The organism is Pseudomonas sp. NY8896 (assembly GCF_039634505.1).
The window spans coordinates 3823377-3835641 of the sequence record NZ_CP132350.1; the positions used below are offsets into that span (position 1 = coordinate 3823377).

General features: G+C 58.7%; 14 protein-coding genes and 1 pseudogene. 2 read left to right on the forward strand and 13 right to left on the reverse strand.

The features are described from left to right. Positions 1 to 97 precede the first annotated feature (97 nt). The 6 genes and pseudogenes from Q9451_RS17110 to Q9451_RS17135 all read right to left on the reverse strand — a co-directional run bounded on the left by Q9451_RS17110 (position 98) and on the right by Q9451_RS17135 (position 3787). Entirely contained in the window at positions 98 to 337 is a 240-nt protein-coding gene (locus Q9451_RS17110) for a hypothetical protein (RefSeq protein WP_231118577.1), read from the reverse strand. Between the two features lie 35 nt (positions 338 to 372). Next, complete coding sequence (locus Q9451_RS17115) at positions 373 to 732, reverse strand: aromatic amino acid lyase (RefSeq protein WP_012272247.1); 360 nt, start codon at positions 730 to 732, stop codon at positions 373 to 375. A 123-nt stretch (positions 733 to 855) separates the two neighbouring features. Beyond that, positions 856 to 1605 (reverse strand): amino acid ABC transporter ATP-binding protein, encoded by a 750-nt coding sequence (locus Q9451_RS17120; protein WP_123108812.1) that lies wholly within the window; start codon positions 1603 to 1605, stop codon positions 856 to 858. A gap of 11 nt (positions 1606 to 1616) precedes the next feature. Next, positions 1617 to 2276: an amino acid ABC transporter permease gene (locus Q9451_RS17125; RefSeq protein WP_012272245.1), complete on the reverse strand. Its 660-nt coding sequence runs from the start codon at positions 2274 to 2276 to the stop codon at positions 1617 to 1619. Positions 2277 to 2285: 9 nt separating this feature from the next. Next, positions 2286 to 2933: pseudogene (locus Q9451_RS17130) on the reverse strand (amino acid ABC transporter permease). Between the two features lie 65 nt (positions 2934 to 2998). Then, a complete protein-coding gene (locus Q9451_RS17135; RefSeq protein WP_012272243.1) occupies positions 2999 to 3787 on the reverse strand; it encodes an ABC transporter substrate-binding protein in 789 nt (262 codons plus the stop codon). A gap of 288 nt (positions 3788 to 4075) precedes the next feature. Between Q9451_RS17135 and Q9451_RS17140 the strand changes: the two genes are divergently transcribed. Continuing rightward, positions 4076 to 4516, forward strand: a complete 441-nt coding sequence (locus Q9451_RS17140) for an Lrp/AsnC family transcriptional regulator (protein WP_012272242.1) — start codon at positions 4076 to 4078, stop codon at positions 4514 to 4516. Between the two features lie 52 nt (positions 4517 to 4568). Here Q9451_RS17140 and Q9451_RS17145 read toward each other — a convergent pair whose 3' ends face one another. Further along, positions 4569 to 7616 (reverse strand): aminotransferase class III-fold pyridoxal phosphate-dependent enzyme, encoded by a 3048-nt coding sequence (locus Q9451_RS17145; RefSeq protein WP_012272241.1) that lies wholly within the window; start codon positions 7614 to 7616, stop codon positions 4569 to 4571. Between the two features lie 143 nt (positions 7617 to 7759). On the opposite strand from Q9451_RS17145, the gene Q9451_RS17150 reads away from it, so the two are divergent. Next, complete coding sequence (locus Q9451_RS17150) at positions 7760 to 8200, forward strand: Lrp/AsnC family transcriptional regulator (RefSeq protein ID WP_021784634.1); 441 nt, start codon at positions 7760 to 7762, stop codon at positions 8198 to 8200. Positions 8201 to 8215: 15 nt separating this feature from the next. On the opposite strand, the gene Q9451_RS17155 is transcribed toward Q9451_RS17150, so the two are convergent. From Q9451_RS17155 to Q9451_RS17180, 6 genes are all read right to left on the reverse strand, one after another. Then, positions 8216 to 9568 carry a HAMP domain-containing sensor histidine kinase gene (locus Q9451_RS17155; RefSeq protein WP_012272239.1) on the reverse strand — a complete coding sequence of 451 codons (1353 nt, stop codon included), beginning with the start codon at positions 9566 to 9568 and terminating at the stop codon, positions 8216 to 8218. Continuing rightward, on the reverse strand, positions 9544 to 10209 hold the full coding sequence (locus Q9451_RS17160; RefSeq protein ID WP_012272238.1) for a response regulator: 666 nt from the start codon (positions 10207 to 10209) through the stop codon (positions 9544 to 9546). Before Q9451_RS17160 ends, Q9451_RS17155 begins: the two co-directional genes overlap by 25 nt. 67 nt (positions 10210 to 10276) lie before the next feature. Continuing rightward, entirely contained in the window at positions 10277 to 10702 is a 426-nt protein-coding gene (locus Q9451_RS17165) for a hypothetical protein (protein WP_012272237.1), read from the reverse strand. A gap of 18 nt (positions 10703 to 10720) precedes the next feature. Beyond that, positions 10721 to 11485, reverse strand: coding sequence for a membrane protein (locus Q9451_RS17170; protein WP_012272236.1), 765 nt, complete (start codon positions 11483 to 11485; stop codon positions 10721 to 10723). A gap of 76 nt (positions 11486 to 11561) precedes the next feature. Next, positions 11562 to 11966: an RNA polymerase-binding protein DksA gene (dksA, locus tag Q9451_RS17175; protein ID WP_012272235.1), complete on the reverse strand. Its 405-nt coding sequence runs from the start codon at positions 11964 to 11966 to the stop codon at positions 11562 to 11564. A 5-nt stretch (positions 11967 to 11971) separates the two neighbouring features. After that, positions 11972 to 12199, reverse strand: a complete 228-nt coding sequence (locus Q9451_RS17180) for a hypothetical protein (protein WP_069942644.1) — start codon at positions 12197 to 12199, stop codon at positions 11972 to 11974. Between the last annotated feature and the right edge of the window lie 66 nt (positions 12200 to 12265).

Consider the following 12265-nt stretch of genomic DNA (forward strand, 5'->3'; position numbering starts at 1 on the left):
TTATGTTAAATCGTGTATTTGAGGGTTCGCCACAGGTGATTTGATCGCTCAACAAACTCCGGAGCCGGCCCAGTATATCCACCGGGCCGGTACGCAATCACAGATTGGCAAGCACGCGATCAATGACTGCGAGCACTTCGCCCTCGCGTAGTTGCTCAGTCACCGCAACGATATCGGCGTAGAACGCGCGGTCTTCATTGGCCACTGGCACGCGACTGCGCACCAGTTCATAGAGCGCACGCGTGGCACTGGAGGCCTTGCCCACCTCATGAAAGTCCAGGGCCTGGCAGCCGACCAGGATCTCGATGGCTAGCACCGACTCCAGCTTGCGCGACACTTGGTACGCCTTTATGGCTGCGTTGAAGGCAAAGCTCACCGGGTCTTCTTGGTTGCCACATCGTCGCCCGAGGAGCCGATCTCGTTGTCGATGCAGGCCTGGGCGTAGGCGATGAACTGCTTGGAGGCACCATGCACCTGGGGGATGGCGCGCAGGCTGTAGGTGTCTTGCAGGCGGTAGTCGATGTTCTCCTCGATCAGCTGGCTGTCACCCAGCAACTGCTTGATATAGCGAGCGGTCTGCGCCTGGGCGACATGGGCCTTGACCGAGTGGTAGCGCGGGTCGAAGGCCCGAATGGTGCCCTTGAGTACCTGCAGGGAAATGGCCGCGGCCACGTCCGCCGCCTGGGCCGCCTGGTTGGCGTTAGTGAATTGTGCGATGCGTGGTGGAACCATTACTGATCAGGATTTGGTATGCCGGCTTATTGGCCAAACGCGGGGTTTGCTTCTGCACATCCCCCAGGTATCTGGAAGCGACAACTTAAAAAATAGGAGGCTTCGACTCATTTTTCCGGTGAACTAGCGGTCATGCAGATGCTTTTTCAGAAAAGCCCGGGTGCGGTCCTGAACTGGGTTGCTCAGGATTTCACTCGGAGTACCCTGCTCCACGACCACCCCGCCATCCATGAACACAATCTGATCGGCCACCTCCCCCGCGAAACGCATCTCGTGGGTGACGATCAGCATGGTCATGTGTTCGGCCGCCAGTTGCTTCATGACCAGGTTCACTTCCTCCACAAGCTCGGGGTCCAGCGCCGAGGTCGCCTCATCGAACAACATGACCTTGGGTTGCATGGCCAGCGCACGGGCGATGGCAACACGCTGTTTTTGCCCCCCAGACAAACGTGATGGGTACTCGTCGATCTTGTTAGCCAACCCGACCTTCTGCAAGTACTCCAGGGCTAACGCCCTGGCCGCACTTTTCGAGTAGCCTTTCAACTTCACAGGCCCTATCGCGATGTTTTCACAGACGGTAAGGTGCGGGAACAGGTTGAAGTGCTGGAACACCATGCCCATCTGTTGGCGCACCCGGTTGATATGCTGTTCGAAGGCGCGGCCTTTCAAGGGCCGGTTGACCTGATCGCCGTCAAGCCAGACCTCACCACCATTAAGCACTTCGAGATGATTGATCGAGCGCAGCAAGGTACTTTTACCCGAGCCGCTGGGGCCAATGATGGCGACAATCTGCCCACGCGACACCGACAGGTCGATACCCTTGAGCACTTCAAGTGCACCGTAGGCTTTACGAGCGCCCTTCACTTCCACCATAACGTTGTTGTTCATCGTGACATCTCGACCTTTGCTTCAATAAGATGCAACCCAGCCTCGAGCACCAGGTTGGCCACGTAGTAGATCACCGCCACGGCGATGTAGAACTCAAAGGGGCTGTACGTTTCGCTGACTGCCAGTTGGGCGCTGTAGACCAGTTCGGCGATACCAATGATCGATACCAGCGACGTGTCTTTGAGCAAGACAATGAGGTTGTTCCCAAGCGGCGCAATGGTTTTTCTGAGCGCCTGCGGAACGATGATGTAGCGCTGGGTCATTGCCTTGCTCAGGCCAATCGAGCGCGCGCCTTCTATCTGGCCAGGGTCAACTGCCTCGATCCCCGACTTGATCACATCAGCGTTGTACACCGCAAAGTGCAGGCTCAGCCCGATGATTCCGGCAGCCAGCGCCGGAATATCGATTCCCACCTGAACCAACCCGTAGTAGATCAAATACAGTTGCAGCAACAAGGGCGTGCCCATCAACAGCCAGGTGACGAAACGCACAGGCAATGCCATGGCCCTGGGCGCATACAAGTCGATCAGGGCAAACAGCACGCCCACCACCACGCTGATGACACTGGAACAGAGAAACATGACAACCGTCCACCACAGGCCGGTCGCCAGCATTTCATAGTAAGGCGTGATGACACTCAGGTTTAATCCTTCCACGGGTACTCCTCACTTGGTCGCGTATCGCCGGTCCAGTACTTCCACCAAGTACTTGACCGAGTAGACCATGACGATATAAAGCAACGCCGACACCATGAATATCTCGAACGGTTTGTAAGTTGAGCTGATGAAGCGCTGCGCGGTATATGTCAGTTCAACAACCGAAATGGCCGACACCAGGGCAGAGCCCTTTATCAGGCCAATGGCATTGACGCCAAGCGGCCTGATCATGAGTTTCAGTGCTTGTGGAATGATGATGAACAACAGCGTCTGCCTGCGGCTGAAACCAATTTACCGTGCGCCCTCCTCCTGGCCAGGGTCGACGTTGTCGATAGCACCTCTGATGGACTCGGACATATACGCAGCGATATTCATGCCTAAGCCGATCACCGCAGCAGAGAATGGCTCCAGCTCTATGCCTATCTGTGGCCCGCCAAAGTAGATAATGAACAACTGCACGAGGCAGGGCGTACCGCGAAATACGCTGACGTAAATCTTGGCTGCCCATCGCAGGATAATGACTGGCGATAACCTGCCTGCCACGAGAATGATTGCCAGGCCCAAACCCAGTAATAATGAAAGTAATGAAATTTGCACAGTTACCCAAGCGGCTTCCATGAAAAACGGGTAGGTACGGAGGATCAATGACAGGTCCATAAAAACCACTCACAAAGTTCAGCCAACCTGGCCCAACCTGTCGGCCAGGCCACTGCAGGTGTGCATCAGCGGATGTCGCTACCCACCCATCTCATGGAGATTTCTTTATAAGTGCCATCGGCCAGGATCTCGTCCAGGGCCTTCTGCAACTGGGCCTTGAGTTCAGGGTTGTTCCTGCGGATGGCAATGCCGAGGCCTTCACGGCCACCCTGCTCGTCGGGCAGGTTGATGATGCGCACTTTCTGACCGGTTTCCTTTACCGCAACCATGACCGGAATGCTGTCCATCACTACCGCATCGATACGCCCGGCATCCAGGTCGACCAGCATTTCCGGCAACCCTTTATAGGTGCGCACTTTAAGATTGCCGCGAGCACGCGCCCATTTGTCATGCGAGTCGCCCAAGGTAACGCCAACGGTGACGTCCTTGAGGTCATCCAGCCCCTTGATCGGAGAGCCTTCCTTTACACCGATGGTACGGCCCGCATGGTAATAAGGCCCCACGAAATCAACGGCTTTCAGCCGCTCGGGAGTAATGGTCATCGAAGCGATGACGGCGTCATACTTTTTGGCTAACAGCCCGGCAATAATGCCGTCGAAGGGGGTGGTGATGATTTTTATCTTTACACCCAAGCGCTGGGCGAGTGCTTCACCAATGGAGGCGTCGAAACCCACAATTTCATTCTTTTCGTTGGCGAAACTGAAGGGAGCGTACTGGCCGCTCATGGCCACGCGCAGTATTTTTGATTCTTGAACTGCCTGCAGGTCATCGGCCTGCGCCACGCCCTGAGAGAACAATGCAATTACTGCCACTGCGCTGGATGCAAGTAGCATCCTGGTTTTTCTTACCCGCATCGAGGCACTCCTTGGAAGTTTGTATTTCTTATTGTCTGGGGCGCTTGATGGCCCCTCCTTCACAAAGAGCTTTGCACACGGACACCTTGAAATCACCCTGCAATGTGCGTGTTCGGGTGGCACATTGCCGGGATCGACCGACATAATGTCGGCGCTACTTCGACCGGTTTCAAAACTGGAGTAGTGTCTTGCAATGCACCAAAAACTAGCAAGTATTCGGCTGGCGTGCCTCCTGCACTTCACTGGGGCATCCGGCCATTTACCGGTGAACAGGCAGGAGTGCCAGCATTGCGCGAATTAGACATCAAAGATCGGGAAATCCTCGAGATACTTTCCAAGGAAGCACGCGTGGCACTCAAAGCGCTGGCGGCAAGAATCGGCCTGTCGCGAAGTGCTACCAGCGAGCGGGTTTTGCAGCTGGAGCGTAGCGGGGTCATTCGCGGCTACCGTGCCGACATTGGTGAAATCGATGCCAATGTAATACGGGCGATTATCCTGGTAGCACTGAAACGTACACCAGCACTCGGGCTGCTGGACCTGCTGGCACAAAACGCCCAGGTGAAACGGGTTTCATCGGTCAGCGGGCAACTCGACCTGGTGGTCGAAGTAGAGGCGAGGACGATCGATGACTTGAACCGGGTACGAGACGCTGTGGCGTGCCATGACTCTGTAGACGACATCACTACGGCGGTGGTGCTACGGCGCGATATTGACCGCCAAAAAGCCTGAGCACACGACAAAGGGCGTGCCCCTCGGCACGCCCTCCTGCCCAGCCGATAGGCTATTTCAGCGCTGCGATGAAGCTGTCTTTCAGCACCTCGAGCAGGAAATCGGCATTGGCCCGGCTGAAAATCATTGAAGGCCGCATTTTCAACACATTGTCATGCGGGCCCTCGGTGCCGATCAACACGCCGCGCTCCCTGGCGCCGTCGGCTACTTTCCTGGCCAAGGCCGTGGCCGGCACCTTCGACTGACGGTCAGTGACCAGCACAATGCCGAGGAACAGGCCCAGGCCGCGCACATCACCAATCACATCAAATTGCTGCTGCAGCTTGCGGAAACCATCGAGCAGGTAATTGCCAACGTTCAAGGCATTTTCCTTCAACTGGTCGCGCTCGATCGCATCGAGCACTGCCAGGCCTACCGCGCACGACACGGGGTTGCCGGCGAAGGTATTGAAATACTCCATGCCGTTGTTGAAGGCATCGGCAACCTCGCGCGTGGTCACGACCGCCGACATCGGGTGGCCGTTACCGATCGGCTTGCCCATGGTGACAGCATCCGGCACTACGCCCTGAGTCTCGAATGCCCACCAGTGGCTGCCCACACGGCCAAACCCGACCTGTACCTCATCGGCCAGGCACAGCCCACCTTCGGCGCGCACCATGGCGTATACCTCCTGCAGGTAGTGTTCGGGCAGGAACACCTGCCCCGCCACGCTGGGAATCGACTCGGCAAGGAAAAAAGCGGGCTTCTTGCCTGCCTTGCGCATGGCATCCAGTTGCTCTGCTACCGACTCGGCAAAGCGCTTGCCGTGCTCTTCCACTGGCCAATGCTCGGGCGCGTAGTAGCTGTCCGGGACCACCGCCTCGTAAACATGCGCCGCCCTGCCTTTGCCGGCCTTGCGCTTGTACTTGTATGGGCTCAGGTCAATGAGCTCCTGGGTGGTGCCGTGGTAGGCCCAGTCCAGCACGATTGCCTGGTCACTGCCTGTGTAGTTGCGCGCCATGCGCAGCATCAAACTGTTGGCTTCACTGCCCGAACAACCAAAGGACGCGACGCAAAGCCCCTCTGGCAAGGTGCCGGTCAGGCGTTCGGCGTATTCGACGATGTTGTCATGAAGGTAGCGGGTATTGGTGTTCAGTCGCGCAGCCTGACGGGTCAAGGCTTCGACCACATCGGGATGGCTATGGCCCAGGTGGCAGACGTTATTGAAGCAGTCCAGGTAGGCCCGCCCGAAGTTGTCGATCAGCCATACGCCATCGCCACGCACGAACTTGATCGGGTCAGTGTACGAAATTGACAGGTTCGGTAGCAGCAACTCCTTGCGCTTGGCAATGATCTGGGCCTTGGTCATGCCCTGCTGGTCGTAGGTCTCTGGCGGAATGCCGGCCAACATCGAGGCATCAGGGAACAAGTCAGCCCACACGTCACGGTACTCTGGCTCACCAACGCCAATGACCTCGCTCGCGGTCAGCTGGGTATCGGTGGCCATCTGCAGATGCAGGTGGGGGATCCAGCCGCCATTTTCATGGTCGGTGCCCATGTAACCGACCAGGTCGCCAGCCTCTAGCTTGTCACCGGCTTTCAAGCGGCCGAGCGCCTCATGGGCCATGTGCCCCCACAAGGTCAGAAATGGCGGGCAACCTGTCGGTGCGTGCTCGATCATCACCAGGCCACCATACCCAAGCGGGTCTGGTTCTATCTCGACGCTTCTGACGGTGCCGGCGATCGGTGCGTACAAAGGCGTACCCGCCGGCATCACCAGGTCGACACCCACATGCAAGGTGCGGCGCTGCCCCTTGATGAAACGGGACTCAAAAGCACTGTCGGTATAGATGGTGCGCAACTCGCCCCATGGCCCGATGGCCAGCGGCACCTTGTGCGCGGCAGAGTACGCGTCCCACCAGCGGGTCGCATCTGCAGGACGTTGCTCGGCCGAAGCGATGGTCATTTCGTGGCTGGCGTCGCCAAACGGCGCGATCACTTTGTTGAGGATGGCGGCTGAAGGGTGTACCAGGTCGGCGAACGCTTTGTGGTTATCCGCAATCCAGCGGCGGATTTCCCCGGCACCGTCGATGGCATCGAAACCACAGGCCTTGCGCAGGATGCCAGTGGCCAGCCGTGGGTTCATCGCATCAAGCTGTTCCAGCAGGCGCCAGGCAGGGGCTTCGCTGATCGCCAGGTAGGGATTGTCGCCTGCCTGATCGTGCCGCGAAGCAGAAAACGTGACGCTGATGACCAGGCGCATGGCAATCAGGTTGAATAGCACATCCAGCTCTTGCGCTTGCAACGGGTACTTGTCATGGAAGCCGGCCACCAGCGCAGCAGCAGCGCCGATCGGGTCGTCCATGTCGAGAATGGCGTAAGCGCTGGCGATCGCGACTTCGGCAATCAGCACGCTATGCACTGCGTCGCCAAAGTCGATGAAGCCAGTCACGTTGCTGGTGGATTCGGCATCGACCAGAATGTTCCAGTCGTTGGCGTCGTTGTGGATCACCTGGGCGCGAAGTGAAGCCAGCCTGGGCTGGACATTCTGTTCGAACTGGGTGATGAAACGTTCGGCAATGGCCCGCCGCTCGGGGCTCTTGATGCAGTGCAGGCGTGATCGAGCGCGCGCCGCATGGCGCAGGTCCCAGTCCAGTTCACGAACGGCGCCCGGGTGCATGAAGCCCTGCAGGGCGCGGTCAAGCTCACCGAGTGCCTGGCCGAAGTTTCTCATCAGCGCAAAGGAGCGCCTGGCCTCGGCGAGCGGCGTGCCGGCCAACCAGCTGACCAGGCGCACCGCGTGCTGTTCTCCTGTGGCGCTGGTCACCGTCGGTAGGTAATCGCCCGCCACGCTGGCCCGCAGGTGAGGCACGCCCAAGTGCGCGCCATGCACGGCCAGGTGATCGAGCAGCGCGGTTTGAAACTCGCTTTCTACCCTGGGCTCGCTGGCATTGACGATTTTCAGGATCCAGCCTGCATCCATGCCCGTCTTCAGCCGGTAGTTGCAATCACGCTCCCCGTCCAGGGGCGTTGCAATGCCGGTGACATTGAAGAAATCTTTTGCAAGGCCCTCTGCATCGCTTGCCGAAAACCGAGGTGCCGGGTGGGAAAGGTCTGTCATATCATCACGTTCCGAGCGAGCAAATTGTTTTTTCAATAGCTTGTCATGCACCACCGAAACCGACACCCTGCATACGGTCGGGATCGACAGGCATTATGCCGGTTCCGGCCGGCATAAAGACGGCGAGCTTATTGGGTGGTGCAATGCGTGACCTGGACGCAAAAGATCGTGAGATTCTTGAAGTACTTTCGAAAGATGCGCGTATTGCGCTGAAGGCGTTGGCCGGCCGCATAGGCCTTTCCAGAAGCGCCACTACCGAGCGCGTCGCCAACCTTGAGCGCAGCGGGATCATCCGTGGCTATCGGGCGGACATCGGCGAAATAGACGCCAACGTGATAAGGGCGATCTTGCTGGTGACGTTGCAGCGCACACCTGCCATGGGGCTGCTCGACCAGCTGGCAACGGACGCGCGCGTGCGGCGGGTTTCATCGGTGAGCGGGCAGCTTGACCTGGTGGTTGAAGTGGAGACCCGGACAATCGACGACCTCAACCAGGTACGCGACAATGTGGCACGTCACGAATCAGTGGATGACATTACCACGTCGGTGGTCCTGCGCCGGGATATCGACCGTCAGGGCGCCTGACACCCTGACGGATCGTCAACCGCTGTTTGTCACCCAACGCAAACATACCCGCCAGCCCTGGCGGCGCGCCGCATCGGTGTACCCCACGTCCACCTCGCCTGCGCAACGCTGAACAATGGTCCGTACTATCGACAGCCCCAGGCCGGAGCCTTCCCCCACCGAGCCAGTGCCACGATAGAACGGGTCGAACACGCGCTCCCACTCTTGCGGGTCAATGCCCGGGCCATCGTCGCTGACACTGAGCGTGACTTGGCCGACGCCCTGCTCCACACGCAGGTCGACATGGCCCGTCACAGGGGCATGGCGAATGGCGTTCTCGACCAGGTTGCTGATCACGGTTCTCAACTCGACTTCGCGTATGGGCAAGCGTGCATCGTCACCTTCCAGGCCAATGTCGAGCTGCTTCTGCTCGGCCAAGGGCATCAGATCTTCCAGCACCCGACGGCAGACTTCATGCAGGGATACCGCAGGTGTCGGCAGCGCGCCGAGCTGGGCGCTCGCCAACGCCAACAGTTGCTCGATGAGCTTGCGGCTTCTGGCGATACCGAGCCGCAGTTGGGCCACTTGGGCCTGGGCGCGGGCCGTCATTGCTTCGGGTTCAAGGCCTTCCACCTGCAGTGAAAGGGCTGTAAGGGGGGTGCGCAGTTCATGGGCTGCATCGGCGACAAAGCGCTTCTGGCTTTCCAGGGTGCGGGCAACACGCGCCAGCAGCCGGTTGATTGCCTGGATGAAAGGGCGTATTTCGATGGCCAGCATACGCTCATCAATCGGCCGCAGGTCCTGATCATCACGGCGGTCGAGCATTGCCGCCAAACTCGCGACAGGCCTGAACAGCTCGCGAATCAGGTTGGCCACCACCACCAGCAAAATGGCAAAGAGGATGGCAAATGGCAGCAACGAACGCCATGCGCTATCGCGGGCATCGCGATTACGGCTGTCAATTTCCTGCGCAACGGCAAAACGCTTGCCGGAAGAATCGGTGTTCACCAGCACACGGAAAGGTTCGTTTCCGACATTTACAGTAGACAAGCCATTGGCCACAGCGCCCGGAATGGGCAACGGCAACAGGCTGTCATCAGCATGGCTGACAGCCTGTCCATCAGCCAGATACTGGATGACGATGCGGGTTTCTTCATCGTCGCCTGGGACAGAATGCTCGTTGGCTGGGTAATGAAATGCCAAGCCTTGGCGCATGTACAATGCCGCAACCTGGCGCAGGCTGTTGTCCTGCAACTCAAGCGCCTCATCGAAGGCCGAGAAGTAACTGAATACCCCACTCATTGTCGCAACCAGCAGTATCGCCAGGGACAACCCTAGCGACAGACGTAGCTGCAGGGACTGGTTCAGGTGCCTTTTGAGACCATCCATCCCAACCCCCTGATATTGCGAATCACATCCTTTCCCAGCTTGCGGCGCAAGGCATGGATGAGAAACTCCACCGCGTTGCTTTCAACCTCGTTACCCCACCCGTAAAGCCGGTCCTCCAGTTCGGCCCGCGACAAGATCGCCCCCGGGCGGATCAGTAATGCCTGAAGCAAGGCGAACTCTCGGTTGGAAAGCTGAACAGGTGGCTGAGCCATCACCCTGGCGCATTTGCTGACTAGGTCCAGGCTGACCGTGCCGTTGCCCAGTTCAGGGGTCGCGCGCCCGCCTTTGCGCCGCATGACGGCGCGCATCCTGGCAAGCAATTCGGCCATTTCAAAGGGCTTTTGCAAGAAATCATCCGCCCCGCCATCCAGCCCGCGCACGCGGTCATCAAGCTCCGCGCGCGCGGTAATGATCAGCAGGGGAACGGGGTTGTCGGCGGCACGCAGCTGTTGCAGCAATTGCAGCCCATCTTGTCCGGGCAACCCCAGGTCGAGCAGCACCTGGTCGTAGGCCTGCGTGCGCAAGGCCGCCTCTGCGGTCGGGCCATCGGCTACCCAGTCCACCGCGTAACCCGCTGTTGCCAGCGCGTCCTGCAGTGCCTGGGCAATCATGCTGTCATCTTCGACCAGTAACACCCGCATTGCCTTCCCCAAAATGAGCACGTGATGGAACAATAGCCGAGTGCACGGTGACTGATTGTTCCTCGCTTCAACCTTGTCGTGGCCTTTGCAGGTTGTCGAAAGCTTTCAACAGGGCATCCATTGCCGCTTTGCAGTCATCCTGCTGCGGCTGGCCTGCACGCAGTGCATCGAGTGCCCGATCGATAGCCTTGTCCAGTACATGCCAGTCGCTGGCCGCGCGTGGCTTGATCCCGGCCTCGGCGTCGTCCCAGCTTTTTTCCAGGTCTTTGATGCGGGCCTTGGCAGCCGGCAAGTCCTGGGCATCGACCTTGGCCGCCACATCCTCGGCAATGGCCCGGAATGGGCTGAGGTCGCCCAGCTTGGTCGCTGCTTGGGCGCCCGCAGGTGCCTGCTGTGTTTGTTGTTGATCCGGTTTGGAACAACCTTGGGTTAGCAGCACGCCAAACGTGCAGGCGATTGCCAACGTCGCTATGCGTAAACGATGCGAAATCATGGGTAACTACCTTTTTGATCAACGGGCGAGTCGTTTGGACTGTTCGGCGCTGAACTGGGCAACGCCGACCAGGATGAAGATGACGCAAAGGAACAGTGCACTGGTCCAGGTGGCCCCCATGCCGAGGCCGCCATATGCGTGCGATTGAGTCAGCAGGTCGCCCAGGGAAGCACCAAGTGGTCGAGTCAGAATGTAAGCCACCCAGAACACCAGCACCGTACTGGCGCCCAGTCGCCAGGCGAGCACGCAAACGGCGATCAATACGGCAAAGATCACCACGCCGATATCAAAGCCAAGCCCCAACGCTTCGGTAGCCAGGTCACCGCCAGCAGTGCCTAGCGCGAAAGTACAAAGCACGGTGGTCCAATAGAAAAGCTCGCGCCTTGCGGTAACGATCTCGCGTATCGACAGGTTGCGCTCCAGCACGTACCAGATCGCAAAGTTGGCAGCCAGCAACACCGAGAAAAACGCTGTGCTGGCGTAAAGGCTGATGTCCAGCTCGTCGGTCAGGATGTCGGTGATCTGGGTGCCCAGAATGCTCACCAGCACCACGCACAGCCAGTAAATCCAGGGTTCACAGTGGCGCTTGCGCAACTGCAAGGCCAACGCACCCGCCAGCAGCACGGCCATCACCGCACTGGTGATGGCCAGCCCCCAGCCTACGTCGACGGCGAGAAAGTCGGCGAACGTTTCGCCCACCGTGGTGGACATGATCTTGATGATCCAGAAGGACAGCGTCACTTCAGGTACTTTGTTGAGCCAAGTGCTGCTCGGCGCATTCATCGAGTAACCTCCTCAGGTTCCAAAGGGGTATCCGAGTGCGAGGTTACCGTTGAACACTTAGATCAGGCTGAGCGCCTCAGTCATCGCGTATGTGCCGCTCCCTGCGCTCTTGCCGCTCCTTGGCCTCAATGCTCAGCGTCGCTGTTGGCCGCAGCAGCAAGCGTTTCAGGCCGATGGGCTCGCCAGTGTCCTTGCACCACCCGTATTCGCCCCGAGCAAGGCGCTGCAGGGCTTCGTCGATCTTGTCCAGCAGCTTCTTTTCCCGCTCGAGCAGGCGCAACTGCCATTGCCGTTGCTCCTCCACAGTGCCCAGGTCGGAAGGGTCACTGCTTGGCTCGAATGTGCGCATGAGTTCGAACTCGCTGGAGATTCGCGCTTGTAACACTGTGCGCTGCGACAGCAGCAGGTCACGGAAGAATGCCTGCTGCGAGGCATCCATGTAGGCCTGTGCAGGCATGCGAAGCAGCTCTTGTTCGTTCATCGCTATCACTCTTGCGTCAGGTTCAAAAGGGTCAGTGCCGCTGTGCATTGAATGCCAGAGGCAACCCTTGACAGTGTTCGTTCAACACAACGCCGAAAGTGCATGCAGCACCAGCGGCAACCCCAGATGCTGCTGGCGATTTTCTCGATGCGTGCGCAGGTAACCCGGACGTCTGCATCGAAAACCTTGCCTTCGTTCACCAAGCGGGCATTCCTGACAAGGATTCGGCTCATGCAGGAGCTTCCTTTTGGTTCCTGCTCACCACGAGCTGTTCGCACTTGAGTGACATGATCTGAAAT

Bases quoted from the DNA above. Each gene is read 5' to 3' on its own strand.
- Q9451_RS17115 (WP_012272247.1), bottom strand. From the start codon at position 732: ATGGTTCCACCACGCATCGCACAATTCACTAACGCCAACCAGGCGGCC.
- Q9451_RS17120 (WP_123108812.1), bottom strand. From the start codon at position 1,605: ATGGTGGAAGTGAAGGGCGCTCGTAAAGCCTACGGTGCACTTGAAGTG.
- Q9451_RS17135 (WP_012272243.1), bottom strand. From the start codon at position 3,787: ATGCGGGTAAGAAAAACCAGGATGCTACTTGCATCCAGCGCAGTGGCA.
- Q9451_RS17145 (WP_012272241.1), bottom strand. From the start codon at position 7,616: ATGACAGACCTTTCCCACCCGGCACCTCGGTTTTCGGCAAGCGATGCA.
- Q9451_RS17150 (WP_021784634.1), top strand. From the start codon at position 7,760: ATGCGTGACCTGGACGCAAAAGATCGTGAGATTCTTGAAGTACTTTCG.
- Q9451_RS17155 (WP_012272239.1), bottom strand. From the start codon at position 9,568: ATGGATGGTCTCAAAAGGCACCTGAACCAGTCCCTGCAGCTACGTCTG.
- Q9451_RS17160 (WP_012272238.1), bottom strand. From the start codon at position 10,209: ATGCGGGTGTTACTGGTCGAAGATGACAGCATGATTGCCCAGGCACTG.
- Q9451_RS17165 (WP_012272237.1), bottom strand. From the start codon at position 10,702: ATGATTTCGCATCGTTTACGCATAGCGACGTTGGCAATCGCCTGCACG.
- Q9451_RS17170 (WP_012272236.1), bottom strand. From the start codon at position 11,485: ATGAATGCGCCGAGCAGCACTTGGCTCAACAAAGTACCTGAAGTGACG.
- dksA (WP_012272235.1), bottom strand. From the start codon at position 11,966: ATGAACGAACAAGAGCTGCTTCGCATGCCTGCACAGGCCTACATGGAT.
- Q9451_RS17180 (WP_069942644.1), bottom strand. From the start codon at position 12,199: ATGAGCCGAATCCTTGTCAGGAATGCCCGCTTGGTGAACGAAGGCAAG.